Consider the following 14,568-nt stretch of genomic DNA (forward strand, 5'->3'; position numbering starts at 1 on the left):
GACATTAAGGTAAAATATTCCAGTATGGACTGATTTGGTCCGTCCCCAACCGCGCAGAGAGGTTCTGAAAATCCCTGGCGTCAGGGTACCGTATTTGGCGAGTCTATCATTAAGGGAGGTGCAATAGATGTACGCAATTATCAAAACCGGTGGCAAACAATACCGCGTAAGCGAAGGCGAAACTCTGCAAGTTGAAAAACTGAACGCAGAAGTTGGCGCTGAAGTAGTTTTTGAAGAAGTTCTGACCGTTGTAAATGATGCTGATGTTAAGATTGGCAAGCCCGTAGTTGAAGGTGCAAAAGTTGTTGCTAAAGTTGTTGAACACGGCAAAGCAGACAAAATTTTCGTTTTCAAATACAAAGCTAAATCCAACTACCGTAAACGTCAAGGTCATCGTCAACCGTTCACTACTGTTGAAATCACCGCTATTAACGCATAATTTTTATGGTAAGTGTTGATTTATTCAGGAACAGGCAGGGTATGATTACCGGCTATAAGGTCAGTGGTCATGCAGGTTACAGCGAAGAAGGCTCAGACATTGTCTGCAGTGCGGTTTCCGCTCTGACACAGGCTCCCTTGCTTGGCTTGGAAAAACATTTGAAACTCAATCCGTCCTATGTCGTTAATCAGGAGGACGGAATCTTCGAGGTAGCATTGAACAGTGCTCCTACCGACCTGACAGAGGCTATATTGCAAACCATGATTTATGGAGTGGAATCAATAGCGCGTCAGTGTCCGCAATATGTTCGCATTCAAGAACATAGGAGGTGAAAGTAATGTTTGAAATTATTCTGCAATTACATGCACATAAAAAAGGTACTGGTAGCTCCCACAACGGTCGTGACTCTAACGCACAACGTCTGGGTACCAAAGCTCATGACACCCAGCTGGTAACCGCTGGCAGCATCATCGTTCGTCAACGTGGTACTAAATTCCATCCGGGCAACAATGTTGGCATGGGCAAGGACTACACTATTTATGCTAAGGTTGAAGGTCGCGTTAAATTTGAACGCAAAGGCCGCGACAAACGCCAAATCAGTGTATATCCTGTTGAAGAAGCAGCAATGTAATCTTCATAAAAATTACTCCGTAACCCTTGGGTTACGGAGTTTTTTGTATTTCAGGTACTTAAAGTATAAAAAGCTTCCCGCAGGGGGAAGCTTTTTGGTGTTAACAGCAGTTTATTTTGCTGCGCGGTAGATATTTTCCATATCTTCGATGGTCAGTACTTTAAACTGGCCGATTGTGCGCGTATTCATAAAGCTGCATTTATATGCCAGCTCTTTGATTTCATCTTCTGTGAGGTCCTTGCCTGTCAGCTCGTGAATGCTGGTAGGCATACCGATATGATGGAAGAAGCTTTCCATTGCTGCGATGCCTTCCAAAGCTGTGGCTTCAGGATTACGGAAGTTATAGGGAATATGGAAAACATTAGCTGCCAGCTGTGCAAAGCGGCCTACATTCTCTTTATAAACATAGCGTGCCCAGCTACCCCAGACTGCTGCCAGGCCTGCGCCATGAGCAACACCGAACATGCTGCTCAGCTCATGCTCCAGCTGGTGGCAGGACCAGTCACCGAAGGTGCGGTCGCCGGTAGTTTCATTGTGGGACAGGGTGCCGCTCCACATAATTTCGGCGCGTGCATCGTAATTATCCGGCTCCTTGAGCGCGATTTTGGCATAGCGGATAACGTTGCGCAGCAAAGTTTCGGCAATGCCGTCGATTAGTGCCAGCTGATGTGTGGCAGGTGCGGTAAAGTAACGCTCCAGGGTGTGTACCATGATATCGGTGCAGCCGCTGGCTGTCTGGTATGCAGGCAGAGTATAGGTAAGCTCAGGGTTCATTATAGCGAATTTGCAGTAGCCGTAATCGGTAGAAAGGCCACGCTTGAGCATGCCGTCCTCGTTGGTAATAACGCTGCAGTTGCTCATCTCGCTGCCTGCTGCCGCAATGGTCAGCACAGCGCCGAGCGGAGCGCAGGCGGTAATCTCTTTTTTCTTGGCGTAATAATCCCAAACCTCTCCGGGATTAGCAAGGCCGTAGCCGATGCCCTTGGCGCTGTCGATAACGCTGCCGCCGCCGACTGCGAGAATAAAATCAACGTTCTCCTCACGGCACAGCTCTACGCCCTTTTTAACCATGGAAAGCTGCGGATTGGGCACAACGCCTCCCAGCAGCACGTATTCCAGGCCTGCATCCTGCAGGCTGGCGCAGACGCGGTCAAGCAGGCCACTTTTCTTAGCGCTGTGGCCGCCAAAGTGAACAAGTACCTTGTGGGCACCGTAATATTTACACCATTTACCGGCTTCATTTTCGGTATTTTTACCAAAGATTATCTGTGTGGGTGCGTGAATCTGAAAATGTTCCATAATGTCAGCTCCTTGCGAGTAATAAATTAGCATTGACTAAATGCGATGAAGTAATAACAAAAAAGACTGCCTAGTGTCGTAGGCAGTCTCTCTCAAAACAAATCTGGAGAGGACTGACATACGGCTATCAGAAATCTCTCTTACTTTGCTTATTATAGGAAATTATATTTTCTTTGTCAATTTATTTTAAACATAAGGCTTAACGTTTCTTTAATCCCAGTATTTCTTCTGGCAGCTGCGCCAAGGTAATAGCTGCAAAAACCAGAGCGCAGCCAAAGATTTCACGGCTGCTCATAGCCTGTCCTAAAATCAGCCAGCCGCTTACAAGCGCAAAGGCAGATTCCAAACTCATCAGCATGCAGGCAACCAGGGAGCTGACATGTTTTTGGCCGACAATTTGCAGCGTGTAGGCTACACCGCTGGACATAATACCGGCGTAGGCGATAGGTGCCCAGCCTGCAATGATATTACTCATGGACGGTGTTTCGAAAATAAACATCAGCACGCCGTTGACTACGGTGCAGGTCATAAATTGTATGAGTGACAGGCGCACACCATCAAGGTTTTTTATGATATTTTCTATAGCGATAATCTGCGCGGCGAAGCAGAAGGCGCAGATAAGGGTGTATAAATCACCTTTGTTTATAGAGAAGCCTTCGTTGATGCAGATGAAGTACATACCTACAGCTGCTACGATGACGCTTATGCCCTGTAGCAGGGAAACGGAGCGACGGTAGAAGATATAGCTCAAAACAGGTACCAGGATTATATAGAGGGCTGTAATAAAGCCGCTCTTGCCGACTGTGGTATACATAATGCCAAGCTGCTGAAAAAAACAGGCGAGTGAAAGGAACAGACCGCAGGTGATGCCGCCCTTAAGCAAACGGTCTTTATATACAGGATCATCACTGCCTAAAACCGTAAAGCGCTTACCTGCCGTTTTGTCGAACAATAAACAGCAGCCGAACAAAAAGACAGTAGCCAAAACACTGCGAGCACAGTTAAAGGTTAAAGGCTCGGCGTAATCGCCGCCGACGCTTTGCGCGATGAAGGCAGTACCCCAAATGAAGGCACACAATGTGAGCATAAAAACGCCGCGTGTACTGTGATTATTTTCTGTTGATTTTTGCATAAACAACACCCCTATAACAAAACAATAAGATAAAAAATATTATACCATATTTTGTGATGCGTGTACAAAGGTAACAGCTTGAAAAATCGCTGTTGAGCGTAATAATTTGGTCTATTTTCTTGCAGAACATTCTCTTGCGCAGGACTTTTTTGTAAAGCAATTGGCAGAAAAAGACAAAAATAAAGCTAAGTGCAAAGTTGGCAAAAAAATCGTCTACAAGCAAAAATATCAACATATTGATGAATTTATCTTTGACACCCACGATATATTGTGGTAGAATAAAGCTACCGAAAAAACTACCAGTAATCGTAGTAGTTTTTTATTAGAAACTCAGGGCTTTGGCTGTTATGGTCAGAGCCTTGAATCACGTATAGGTGTATTTTAAGAATTACTTATGCAACTTAGTTATTATACGAAGGCTTGGATTTATATCTCAAAATTTTACAAGAAAGGATGCTGAAAGGTTATGAAAGTTATTAAGCGCGATGGTAAGACAGTAGACTTTGATGCCGCTAAAATTGTTGTTGCTATTCAAAAAGCCAATGCTGCCGTAGAGCCGGAATTTCGTATAGAGGAGGATAAAATCCAAGAAATTGCGGATAGCGTGCAATCTCGTAACCGTATGCGCCTGCTTGTGGAAGATATTCAGGATATGGTAGAGCATAGCCTGATGGACGCAGGTAAATTTGAGCTGGCTAAACAATATATTATTTACCGTTATAAACGTGCTCTGGTGCGTAAGGCCAACACTACTGATGATTCTATTCTGTCCTTAATCCGCAACAGCAATAAGGACGTAATGGAAGAGAACAGTAATAAAAATGCAACGATGGCTGCTACCCAGCGCGACCTGATTGCCGGTGAGGTTTCCAAGGATCTGACGAAGCGTATCATGCTGCCGGCAAAGATTTCCAAAGCGCATGAGGAAGGTGTGCTGCATTTTCATGATGCCGATTATTTTATTCAGCCTATTTTCAACTGCTGCCTGATTAATATCGGCGATATGCTGGATAATGGCACGGTTATGAACGGCAAAATGATTGAAAGTCCTAAAAGCTTCCAGGTTGCCTGCACCGTTATGACACAGATTATTGCATCCGTTGCTTCCAGCCAGTACGGCGGTCAGTCTGTTGATATCCGTCATCTGGGCAAATATCTGCGTAAGAGCTACGAAAAGTTTAAAAAGAGCATCAAGGAAACCTCCGGAGGCAATATTGATGAGGAAACTCTGGAGCGTCTGACAAACGAGCGCCTGCGCTACGAGCTGAAGGGCGGCGTACAGACCATTCAGTATCAGATTAATACCTTGATGACCACCAATGGTCAATCTCCGTTTGTTACCCTGTTTTTGAATCTGCAGAAGGATGATCCGTATCTGAAGGAAAACGCTATGATTGTAGAAGAAATTCTGCGTCAGCGTCTCCAGGGCATCAAAAATGATAAGGGCGTTTATGTAACCCCGGCCTTCCCAAAGCTGGTTTATGTTCTGGATGAGCATAACTGCCTGAAGGGCGGCAAGTACGATTATATTACACGTCTGGCAGTAAAATGCAGCGCTAAGCGTATGTATCCTGATTACATCAGCGCTAAGAAAATGCGTGAAAACTATGAAGGAAATGTTTTCTCCCCGATGGGTTGCCGCAGCTTCCTGTCTCCCTGGAAGGATGAAAACGGTAACTATAAATTTGAAGGCCGCTTCAATCAGGGCGTAGTTTCCCTGAACCTGCCGCAGATTGGCATTGTTGCCAAGGGTGATGAGCAGAAGTTCTGGAAGCTGCTGGATGAGCGCCTGGAGTTGTGCTTTGAAGCGCTCATGTGCCGCCACAATGCGCTGAAGGGCATTAAGAGTGATGTCAGCCCTGTACATTGGCAGTACGGTGCTATTGCCCGTCTGGGTAAGGGGGAGACCATTGATAAATATCTGGAAAACGGTTATTCTACCATTTCTCTTGGCTATATCGGTCTTTATGAGCTGACCAAACTGATGAAGGGTGTAAGCCACACTGATCCTGCAGGCAAGGATTTTGCCCTGCGCGTTATGAACCGTCTGCGCGGTGCCTGCGATAAATGGAAGGCACAGACCGGTCTTGGCTTCGGTCTGTACGGTACACCGGCAGAAAGCCTGTGCTACCGCTTTGCACGTATCGACAAGGAGCGCTTCGGAACTATTGAAGATGTTACCGATAAGGGTTATTATACCAATTCATATCACGTTGACGTGCGTGAGAAGATTGATGCTTTCAGCAAATTCTCCTTTGAAAGCCAGTTCCAGAACATTTCTTCCGGCGGCGCAATTTCTTATGTAGAAATCCCCAATATGCGTCACAACACTGAAGCATTGGAAGAGGTTGTCAAATTCATCTATGACAATATCCAATACGCGGAGTTTAATACCAAATCCGATTATTGCCATGTTTGCGGCTTTGACGGTGAAATTACCATTAACGATGATAACGAATGGGAATGCCCGGCATGCCATAACAAGGATCATTCCAAGATGACAGTTATTCGCCGTACCTGCGGTTATCTGGGAGAGAACTTCTGGAATGTTGGCAAGACTAAGGAAATCAAAGCCAGAGTAATGCATCTGTAATTTGCGAGGTGAGAGCGTAATGAATTACGCAGAAATAAAAAATCTGGATATTGCTAACGGACCGGGCTTGCGCGTATCGCTGTTTGTCAGCGGTTGTACGCATCATTGTAAGGGCTGCTTTAACCCGGAGTCCTGGAATTTTAATTACGGCCAGCCTTTTACGGAAGCAACGCAAGAGCATTTGCTGCAGCTGTTGGAGAACGAGCACATCCGTGGCCTGTCGCTTTTGGGCGGCGAACCCTTTGAGCCTGCTAATCAGGCAGCACTTTTGCCGTTTTTACGTAAGGTAAGGGAACGCTTTCCCAATAAGGATATCTGGTGCTACAGCGGTTATAATTTCGAAAAGGATATGCTGACCGGTAATCTTGGTCCATGGGAAATCACTGAGGAAATGTTGTCCTACATTGACGTACTGGTAGACGGAGAATTTAAGCTGGAGCTGAAAAATCCTAATCTGCGTTTTCGCGGCAGCGAAAACCAACGTGTAATCCTGGTGCAGGAATCGCTGAAGGCAGATGGCATTGTACAATGGGATGATGGCGAAGGCTTAAGCATCTAGTGATATACAAAACAATAAACAGCAAAGCTTTCCGGCATAAAGATGCAGGGAAGCTTTGTGAAAGAAAATAGCATTGTCGGTCTTGGCAGGACTGACAATGCTATTTTAATTGTGTGCGTAATGATTGTGGGATAACTGATTCAATAAAGGCTTTAACTATTGCCGGATCAAAATCAAGGCCTGCCTTGTTCTGCAGCTCGATGATAGCGTCGGCGTGAGTTTTTTGCCAATGCTGGGTGCAGGGGTTAAGGTTGCGGTCATAATAGTTGGCAACAGCAACTATGCGTGCACCGATAGGAATGTTTTGTCCCTTAAGGCGTTTGGGATAACCTGTACCATCCCATTTTTCGTGGTGGGCGCGGATGATATCGCTGATGGTATCAAAGCCGGGAATGTTCTCCAGCATGCTGGAGCCTGCAATGCAGTGACGTTTATAAATAGACTGCTCGCGCGTAGAAAGAAACGGCAGCTTAGCCAAAATAATATTGGGTACGGAAAGCTGACCGATATCGTGTAGCAGTGCTGCTGTTTTTATCTGCGAAACCTCGCTGGCAGGCAGACCTAGCTTAGCCGCCGTACTGGCAGAATAATTGGCAACCTGCTGGCTATGCAGATAAATTTCCCTATTTTTAATTTCCAGCATTCTTAAATAGAACTCGCAGATATCCTTCGTCAGGCGAGCATCTGCAAAGTCCAGGCATTGTGGTATAGCAATCATAAAGCGTATTTCCTTTTTATCCGTTCAATATCGAGTACAAATAGTATAGCACTTTTTGACAAAAGATAAAAGTATGCAGGCCGATTGACTTGCAAAAAAATTTTTTAGCCATTATAATAGATAGGACAACTCAGGTCTGTGGTTGCAAGTCGATGCCAGTTGCAGGCGAAACGATCCACGTAAGCAGCAAAATTTTGCTGTGAGCACGGTGCAGCTTAGAAGTAAGTCCTGCCGCAAAAAAATTATGGGCGAGAGAGGTAGTAGTGGGGAGCGCAATGCTTAGGAGCGAACCTTCCAGCAGGCGAGTGTGGGGGCGAAAACCAGGTCAGCTGAGTTGTTTTTTGTGCAAGAAAACAAGATGAAGTAAATTGAGAATTGTTTTACATATTGGGATTATGAAGCAGGAGAGGATTTTGAAGAAAATTCTCTCCTGTTGATCTTAATATGGATATTTACTCCTTGTCTGATATTAAAGTAATGCTTTATACTGTAATTAGTTAGCATGGTAATAGGTAGATTGTTATTATTAGTGTGGTAAATTTGTAGTTTATACGAGGTGATTGTTATGGATGAAAAATTTAAGCAGATTAGAATTGTAGATATCGATAAGCTTGATGTTTATCAAGATAAACGTAATTGCTATTCTGAAATAGAGGATTTCGTGAATAGCCATAAGGGCACTAAAGGACAAATTTGTACTATAGGTGGTTTGCTTTCTACCGGGAAAACGGTACTTCTTAATCAGATAGCGAAGGAACTGCACGCAAAAGGTTATAAGTGTTTATATCTTAGTTGTTCTGATGAATATGAAAATATAATTAAGGATCGTAATAACAATATTGTTCATAAACCTGAAATTAATGAATTATATGAATTGTTAAATAGCGCAATCAAAGAAGATTATAATTATGTTTTTATAGATGGAATAACTTTGATCAAAGATTTTGTTGGTCAGGGTAATGTTTTATCTAATTATTATGGTAATCAGGGTTTGAATATTATTGTTGCGGGTACGGATTCTTTGAGTTTTACTTTATTGTCTCAAGATGATATGATGGACCGCCTTAAGCCTGTACATACTTCATATGTTTCTTTTTCGGAATACAATAGATTATTAGGTAAAGGACTTAATGATTATATCCAGTTTGGTGGAACATTGAAAGAGGAATCACCTTATAAAGATGGATCTTCTACGATAGAATATACTAATAAGGCTATTGTAAAAAATATTATTCGTTCGGTTCGTGGAAATGAGCATAAGGATACTCATGCACTTACTTTGTTGTATCCTGAAGATGATATTGTTTCAACTATTCATAGATGTATTAATCAGATGAATCAGGATTTTCTTGTTTCTGCGATTAATCGAAATAATGGTATTTTTGAATCACATCCTTTGCATCTTGGCGTTGATAATGATCGAAATTTTCTTTACCGCAATCATTTGGATGTTGAAATGCTTGATGTGCAGATAAAAAAATCGTTAGAAGTTTTGAATAAAGATGAAATGCATGTCAATATGAGGCAAGAAGATGTAGATGTTATAAGAAAATTTCTTGAGGATTTGGATTTGGTATTGACTGTTCCAACATATCTTTCGGTAGAAGGGGAGCAGCCTGTTCGCGGAAGAAATATGCAGATTATAAGCCAGGCGGGCATGGTTTATAGTCATGCTACAGAATTACTTAGATTAATTACTAGTGATGAGCATTGGAAAAATTTAAAAGTATGCGGCTTAGAGAATAAGGAAAAATTCATAGAAAAAGCAGAGCGTCAAATTAAAGGTGCTATTTTAGCAAACCTTGTTATCTATGATACCTATAAGGCGCTTCATGAAAATTATTATGTGACTAAAATTCGTAGAAATTCTGATGGTAAAGAAGTTAATCTGGCTATAGTTGATAAGCAGTACAAGGATACATATTTGTTTGAAGTGGGGTATTCACAATATAAAGCTGATAATCAAGTTAAAAATTTAGCAAACGAAGAGTTCAATAATTATATTGAGGAGAGCTTTGGCAAAATAAAAGGACGTTACGTTATTTATACCGGCGAGAATGACACTCTTGAATCAGCTTTGGGAGAAATTAAGTTTTTTTCAGCAGAACTGTTTTTTAAAAGTGTTGTTAATGTAAATAACGTCGAGAATTTATTGGATTTGCTAAATTAAGAAGTCAGATGGTATGGGAAGGATTTGCCCCAATAGCATTTCTTTATTGACCGTGATTCACTCTACGTAATGGTGATTGTACTGTCTTTTTTGTTACCTAAATTACAGTTTGCTGCATTTTGAAAAAAAATGCAGCAAATTTTTATTTTTATACCGATTTTTTTCATAAAAATACTTTACCTTGCGGGAATTTAGGTATATAATGTACGTATCTCAAAAATGGCTTACAATATCGAAAGGGGAAATTGATGATGAAGAAGATTTTATTTTTAGTTATGGCAGTTCTGGCTGCTGCTTCTATGATGATTGCCGGCTGCGGCGGTGGCGATAAAAAAGCTGCTGAACCGGAAAAGGTACTGCGCGTTGGTACCGAGCCTACCTTTGCACCTTTTGAATTCCAAAAAGAAGGCAGCAAGAGCTACGATGGCTTTGACATGGATCTGGCACGTGCTATCGGTAAGCAAATGGGCTACAAGGTTGAAATTGTCAGCATGGGCTTTGATGCTTTGATTCCGGCACTGAACTCAGGTAACATTGATGTTGTTGCTGCAGGCATGAGCATTAACGAAGAGCGTCAAAAGGCTGTTACCTTCTCTGAGCCTTATTATACTTCTGGTCTGATCGTTATGGTAAATAAGGACAACAGCGAAGTTAAGAGCGTTAAAGATCTGGAAGGCAAACGTATTGCCTGCCAAATCGGTACCACCGGTGAAAAGAATGCAAGAAAAGTTGCTAACGCTAAAGTAACTGCTTTCAACACTAATGATGAAGCTGTTATGGAACTGAAAAACAAAGGCGTTGATGCGATTATCAATGATAGTCCTGTAGTTGGTTATTACCTGGCACAGGGTGGCAACAACAGCATGAAGACTGTTGGTGATATCATGGAAGCAGAGCAATACGGTCTGGCTGTAAAAAAAGGTAATGATAAGCTTGCGGGCGAAATCAACAAGGCTTTGGCTGAGTTGAAGAAAAATGGTGAATATGACAAGATTTACAAAACCTGGTTTGGTGAAGTAAAGAAATAATATTTTGTTCACTACGGAGCACGACAGGGTTTTATTGCCGGACGTGCTCCGTTTGATATTAAAAAATTAGAAAAGAAAAAATGAGGGGGACCAACAAATGAAAAAGGTATTAGTGTTTTTAATGATGGCTATTATGGCCTGCAGCATGTTGCTGACCGGCTGCGGCGGTGAAGAAAAAAAGGCTGCTGACAGCGCAAAGGTTTTGCGTGTCGGCACTGAGCCTGTATTTGCACCGTTTGAATTTCCTAAGGAAGGCAGCAAGGATCTGACCGGCTTTGATATTGAACTGATAGAAGCTCTTGGTAAGCAAATGGGCTACAAGGTTGAAATGGTAAGCATGGGCTTTGATGCTCTGATTCCGGCGCTGAATTCCAACAATATTGATGTTGCTATTGCCGGTATGACCATTACCGACGAGCGTAAAAAGGTTGTTGATTTTACTGAATCCTATTACACCTCAGGTCTGATGATCATGGTACGTAAAGACAGCAATGTAAAATCCATCGATGATTTGAAGGGCAAAACTATTGCCTGCCAAATCGGTACTACCGGTGAAAACAAATCCAGAACTGTTGAAGGCGCTAAGGTAAAGGCATTCAATACTCAGGACGAGGCTTCTCTGGAGTTGAAAAACGGCGGTGCTGATGCTGTAATCGGTGATGCTCCGGTTGTTGAATACTATATGACCAAAGCAGGCAAGGATTTTGCTAAAACTGTTGGTGAAAGAATGGAAGCTGAGCCTTACGGTATTGCTGTTAAAAAAGGCAGCAAGCTGGCCGGTGATTTAAATAAAGCTTTAGCTGAATTGAAAAAGAGCGGCGAATATGATAAGCTTTATACTAAATGGTTTGGAGAGAAAAAATAAGCAGTAGTTATCTCCGGCCTGAAACTAAGAATTTAGAAGGGATTGGGAGAATATGAATTTTGAGCTTATGGCAAATTCGTTTCCGCTTTTGTTGGCCGGTGCCGCTATTACCGTAGAGATTACGGCGATGAGCGTTACCTTCGGTCTGCTGATTGGCTGCATGATCGGTATTGCACGTTTGTGCAGCATTAAGCCGTTGCGTTATTTTGCCAATGTTTATGTCGATTTTATCCGCGGCACCCCGCTGCTGGTACAAATCTTCCTCGTGTATTTTGCGTTGCCTAACATTATCGGCAGCCGTGTTGATCCGTTTGTGGCAGCAATTTCCGCCTGCTCTATCAACAGTGGTGCGTATGTTGCCGAAATCTTCCGTGCCGGCATCCAGTCTATCGACAAGGGCCAGATGGAAGCAGGCCGCAGCCTTGGCATGACCTGGGCGCAGACTATGCGCTATATCATCATGCCGCAGGCCTTCAAGCGCATCATTCCGCCTCTGGGCAATGAGTTTATCGCCATGCTGAAGGATTCCTCTCTGGTTTCCGTTATCGGCTTCGAAGAACTGACACGTCGCGGCCAGCTTATTATTGCCCGTACCTACGCTTCCTTTGAAATCTGGATGGCTGTAGCTATTATCTATCTGATTATGACCTTTGCTGTTGCAAGGTTTACCGGTTATCTGGAGCGGAGGTTTGACACGAAATGAGCAAGGAAATGATTGTAATCAAAGATCTGAAGAAAAGCTTTGGTGATTTGCACGTACTCAAGGGTGTAAACCTGACTATTGCGGAAAAAGAGGTTGTTGTTATTATCGGCCCTAGCGGCAGCGGTAAGAGTACTCTGTTGCGTTGCATCAACTTTTTGGAGGAGCCTACCGGTGGCAGCATCGTTATCGACGGTATTCCTCTGAACGGTGAGGCTAATATCAACGAAATCCGTAAGGAAGTCGGCATGGTATTCCAGCGCTTTAATCTGTTCCCGCATATGACTGTTATGCAGAATCTGATGCTGGCACCGATGAAGGTGCGTGGCGTTTCTAAGGATGAAGCAGAAAAGACTGCGCATATGTACCTGAAAAAGGTTGGCATGGAAGATAAAGCCAACAATTATCCTGATCAGCTCAGTGGTGGTCAGCAGCAGCGTGTTGCTATTGCGCGTGCGCTGTGCATGAAGCCGAAGGCTTTGCTGTTTGACGAGCCTACCAGTGCTCTTGACCCGGAAATGGTTAACGAGGTTCTGGATGTTATGAAGCAGCTGGCTAACGAAGGTATGACCATGGCTGTTGTTACTCACGAAATGGGCTTTGCCCGTGAGGTTGGCGACCGTGTATGCTTCGTAGACGGCGGCAAAATTTTGGAAGAAGGTACTCCTGAGGAGATTTTTGGCAATCCGAAAGAGGAACGCACTAAAAACTTCCTGTCCAAGATTTTATAATTACTCAAATTCTATTAAAAGCACATCTGCAAAGGTGTGCTTTTTTCAACTAATCATAACTTATGGAGTGATAACTATGCAAATTCAATTCGACGGACAACAATATTCCTATGTTTCGCGCCGTCGCGTAGTTTATGGCAGACGCGGGATGGTTTGCACCTCGCAGCCATTGGCGTCGCAGGCGGGCCTGCAAATTTTACAGCAAGGCGGCAACGCGGTAGATGCCGCCATAGCCACAGCAATTTGTCAGACCGTAGTGGAGCCTACGAATAACGGTCTTGGCAGCGACTGCTTTGCGATTGTCTGGGTAAAGGATAAGCTTTATGGCATCAACGGTAGCGGTTATGCGCCGCAAAACCTGACGGCGGAGGCAGTGCGTGCTGCAGGACATACAGATAAAATGCCGTTCAGAGGTTGGCAGGCTGTGACGGTTCCGGGGGCGCCTTCAGCTTGGGCGGAGCTGCACAAGCGTTTCGGCCGTTTGCCCTTTGCGCAATTGTTTGCACTTGCTATTGACTATGCGGAAAACGGCTATCCTGTTTCGCCGATAGTAGCACGCTTCTGGCAGGAGGGAATTGATGCGCTGGCGCCGTATAAGGATAATCCTGCTGTTGCACCTTGGTTTGCAACATTTGCGCCTCAAGGGGTGGCACCGCGCACAGGAGAGCTGGTGCGCTTGCCTGACCATGCCAAAACACTGCGCTTGTTGGCGGAAAGCTACTGCGAAAGCTATTATCGCGGTGAGCTTGCCGAAAAGATTGTCGACTTCAGTGAAAAGACCGGCGGTTGCCTGACTTTGGCGGATTTGGCTGATTATCGTGCAGAATTTGTTGAACCGGTGCATATTAATTATCGTGGCTATGATGTGTGGGAGATGCCGCCAAACGGTCACGGTATTACAGCGCTGATGGCTTTGAATATCCTGAAGGGTTTTGATTTTGACGGACGTGATAGCGTAGCAACGCTGCATAAGCAGATTGAGGCTATGAAGCTGGCCTTTGCCGATGGCATGCAGTATATTGCCGACCCGCGCTATATGCGTACTAAGGTGGAAGCTATGCTGAGCGAGGAATATGCAGCCAAACGCCGGGCGCTGATTGGCGAGCAGGCCTTGCTGCCGAAAGCAGGCAAGCCCTTCTGCGGCGGTACTGTTTATCTGTGTACTGCAGATAACGAGGGAAATATGGTTTCCTTTATCCAGAGCAACTACAAAGACTTTGGCAGTGGCGTTGTGCTGCCTGGTTATGGCATTAACTTTAATGATAGGGGTGCAGGCTTTAGCCTGGACGAATCTTCTGATGATTTCCTGCTGCCGCGTAAGAAGCCTTATCATACAATTATCCCAGGCTTTTTGACTAAGGACGGTGAAGCAGTTGGTCCGTTTGGTGTTATGGGTGCCTATATGCAGCCGCAAGGTCATGTGCAGGTGTTGATGAACACGATTGATTTCCTGCTGAATCCGCAGGCTGCGCTTGATGCGCCGCGCTGGCAGTGGATTGACGGACGCGAGGTGTGGCTGGAGGACCGCTTTGCGCCGGAGGTAGTGGAGCAGCTGCGCAAGCAAGGTCATGAGGTGCGCGTTATGAGCGATTACACCAGCTTTGGCAGGGGCGAAATCATTTGGCGCTGCGCTGACGGCGTACTGGCGGGAGCAACGGAGCCGCGTGCGGACGGAACAGTGGCTGCCTGGTAATTTTATAAGT

General features: G+C 44.4%; 14 protein-coding genes. 11 read left to right on the plus strand and 3 right to left on the minus strand.

The features are described from left to right. Positions 1-127: 127 nt before the first annotated feature. Genes rplU through rpmA form a run of 3 tightly spaced genes read left to right on the plus strand, consistent with a single transcriptional unit; the run spans position 128 to position 1,070 of the window. Complete coding sequence (gene rplU / locus Q0G26_RS01815; RefSeq protein WP_009145437.1) at positions 128-439, plus strand: 50S ribosomal protein L21; 312 nt, start codon at positions 128-130, stop codon at positions 437-439. A gap of 5 nt (positions 440-444) precedes the next feature. Beyond that, on the plus strand, positions 445-771 hold the full coding sequence (locus tag Q0G26_RS01820) for a ribosomal-processing cysteine protease Prp (RefSeq protein ID WP_009145438.1): 327 nt from the start codon (positions 445-447) through the stop codon (positions 769-771). 5 nt (positions 772-776) lie between these two features. Next, on the plus strand, positions 777-1,070 hold the full coding sequence (gene rpmA / locus Q0G26_RS01825; RefSeq protein ID WP_021720615.1) for a 50S ribosomal protein L27: 294 nt from the start codon (positions 777-779) through the stop codon (positions 1,068-1,070). A 111-nt stretch (positions 1,071-1,181) separates the two neighbouring features. On the opposite strand, the gene Q0G26_RS01830 is transcribed toward rpmA, so the two are convergent. Continuing rightward, the gene (locus Q0G26_RS01830; protein ID WP_293828009.1) at positions 1,182-2,369 is read right to left on the minus strand and encodes an iron-containing alcohol dehydrogenase; all 1,188 of its coding nucleotides are present in this window, start codon (positions 2,367-2,369) and stop codon (positions 1,182-1,184) included. A gap of 199 nt (positions 2,370-2,568) precedes the next feature. Further along, positions 2,569-3,501 carry a DMT family transporter gene (locus Q0G26_RS01835; RefSeq protein WP_293828011.1) on the minus strand — a complete coding sequence of 311 codons (933 nt, stop codon included), beginning with the start codon at positions 3,499-3,501 and terminating at the stop codon, positions 2,569-2,571. A 466-nt stretch (positions 3,502-3,967) separates the two neighbouring features. Here Q0G26_RS01835 and nrdD point away from each other — a divergent pair, with 466 nt between their 5' ends. Next, positions 3,968-6,094 (plus strand): anaerobic ribonucleoside-triphosphate reductase, encoded by a 2,127-nt coding sequence (gene nrdD, locus Q0G26_RS01840; RefSeq protein ID WP_293828013.1) that lies wholly within the window; start codon positions 3,968-3,970, stop codon positions 6,092-6,094. Positions 6,095-6,113: 19 nt separating this feature from the next. Beyond that, positions 6,114-6,653: an anaerobic ribonucleoside-triphosphate reductase activating protein gene (gene nrdG / locus Q0G26_RS01845; RefSeq protein ID WP_293828016.1), complete on the plus strand. Its 540-nt coding sequence runs from the start codon at positions 6,114-6,116 to the stop codon at positions 6,651-6,653. Positions 6,654-6,753: 100 nt separating this feature from the next. Here nrdG and Q0G26_RS01850 read toward each other — a convergent pair whose 3' ends face one another. After that, positions 6,754-7,371 carry an HD domain-containing phosphohydrolase gene (locus Q0G26_RS01850; protein ID WP_293828020.1) on the minus strand — a complete coding sequence of 206 codons (618 nt, stop codon included), beginning with the start codon at positions 7,369-7,371 and terminating at the stop codon, positions 6,754-6,756. 565 nt (positions 7,372-7,936) lie between these two features. Here Q0G26_RS01850 and Q0G26_RS01855 point away from each other — a divergent pair. The 6 genes from Q0G26_RS01855 (at position 7,937) to Q0G26_RS01880 (ending at position 14,558) form a co-directional block, all read left to right on the plus strand. Next, entirely contained in the window at positions 7,937-9,541 is a 1,605-nt protein-coding gene (locus Q0G26_RS01855; protein WP_293828022.1) for an AAA family ATPase, read from the plus strand. Positions 9,542-9,789: 248 nt separating this feature from the next. Further along, complete coding sequence (locus Q0G26_RS01860; protein ID WP_366517713.1) at positions 9,790-10,569, plus strand: basic amino acid ABC transporter substrate-binding protein; 780 nt, start codon at positions 9,790-9,792, stop codon at positions 10,567-10,569. A 97-nt stretch (positions 10,570-10,666) separates the two neighbouring features. Next, entirely contained in the window at positions 10,667-11,434 is a 768-nt protein-coding gene (locus tag Q0G26_RS01865) for a basic amino acid ABC transporter substrate-binding protein (RefSeq protein ID WP_210684841.1), read from the plus strand. Between the two features lie 52 nt (positions 11,435-11,486). After that, the gene (locus tag Q0G26_RS01870) at positions 11,487-12,137 is read left to right on the plus strand and encodes an amino acid ABC transporter permease (RefSeq protein ID WP_009146117.1); all 651 of its coding nucleotides are present in this window, start codon (positions 11,487-11,489) and stop codon (positions 12,135-12,137) included. An 8-nt stretch (positions 12,138-12,145) separates the two neighbouring features. Continuing rightward, positions 12,146-12,865, plus strand: a complete 720-nt coding sequence (locus Q0G26_RS01875) for an amino acid ABC transporter ATP-binding protein (protein WP_044484609.1) — start codon at positions 12,146-12,148, stop codon at positions 12,863-12,865. 76 nt (positions 12,866-12,941) lie between these two features. Then, the gene (locus tag Q0G26_RS01880) at positions 12,942-14,558 is read left to right on the plus strand and encodes a gamma-glutamyltransferase family protein (protein ID WP_293828025.1); all 1,617 of its coding nucleotides are present in this window, start codon (positions 12,942-12,944) and stop codon (positions 14,556-14,558) included. Positions 14,559-14,568: the final 10 nt, after the last annotated feature.

The organism is uncultured Phascolarctobacterium sp., from assembly GCF_934190775.1.
Taxonomy (GTDB): domain Bacteria; phylum Bacillota; class Negativicutes; order Acidaminococcales; family Acidaminococcaceae; genus Phascolarctobacterium_A.

Excerpts from the sequence above, each read along its gene's own strand:
- rplU (WP_009145437.1), top strand. The coding sequence starts at position 128 with ATGTACGCAATTATCAAAACCGGTGGCAAACAATACCGCGTAAGCGAA.
- Q0G26_RS01820 (WP_009145438.1), top strand. The coding sequence starts at position 445 with ATGGTAAGTGTTGATTTATTCAGGAACAGGCAGGGTATGATTACCGGC.
- rpmA (WP_021720615.1), top strand. The coding sequence starts at position 777 with ATGTTTGAAATTATTCTGCAATTACATGCACATAAAAAAGGTACTGGT.
- Q0G26_RS01830 (WP_293828009.1), bottom strand. The coding sequence starts at position 2,369 with ATGGAACATTTTCAGATTCACGCACCCACACAGATAATCTTTGGTAAA.
- Q0G26_RS01835 (WP_293828011.1), bottom strand. The coding sequence starts at position 3,501 with ATGCAAAAATCAACAGAAAATAATCACAGTACACGCGGCGTTTTTATG.
- nrdD (WP_293828013.1), top strand. The coding sequence starts at position 3,968 with ATGAAAGTTATTAAGCGCGATGGTAAGACAGTAGACTTTGATGCCGCT.
- nrdG (WP_293828016.1), top strand. The coding sequence starts at position 6,114 with ATGAATTACGCAGAAATAAAAAATCTGGATATTGCTAACGGACCGGGC.
- Q0G26_RS01850 (WP_293828020.1), bottom strand. The coding sequence starts at position 7,371 with ATGATTGCTATACCACAATGCCTGGACTTTGCAGATGCTCGCCTGACG.
- Q0G26_RS01855 (WP_293828022.1), top strand. The coding sequence starts at position 7,937 with ATGGATGAAAAATTTAAGCAGATTAGAATTGTAGATATCGATAAGCTT.
- Q0G26_RS01860 (WP_366517713.1), top strand. The coding sequence starts at position 9,790 with ATGATGAAGAAGATTTTATTTTTAGTTATGGCAGTTCTGGCTGCTGCT.
- Q0G26_RS01865 (WP_210684841.1), top strand. The coding sequence starts at position 10,667 with ATGAAAAAGGTATTAGTGTTTTTAATGATGGCTATTATGGCCTGCAGC.
- Q0G26_RS01870 (WP_009146117.1), top strand. The coding sequence starts at position 11,487 with ATGAATTTTGAGCTTATGGCAAATTCGTTTCCGCTTTTGTTGGCCGGT.
- Q0G26_RS01875 (WP_044484609.1), top strand. The coding sequence starts at position 12,146 with ATGATTGTAATCAAAGATCTGAAGAAAAGCTTTGGTGATTTGCACGTA.
- Q0G26_RS01880 (WP_293828025.1), top strand. The coding sequence starts at position 12,942 with ATGCAAATTCAATTCGACGGACAACAATATTCCTATGTTTCGCGCCGT.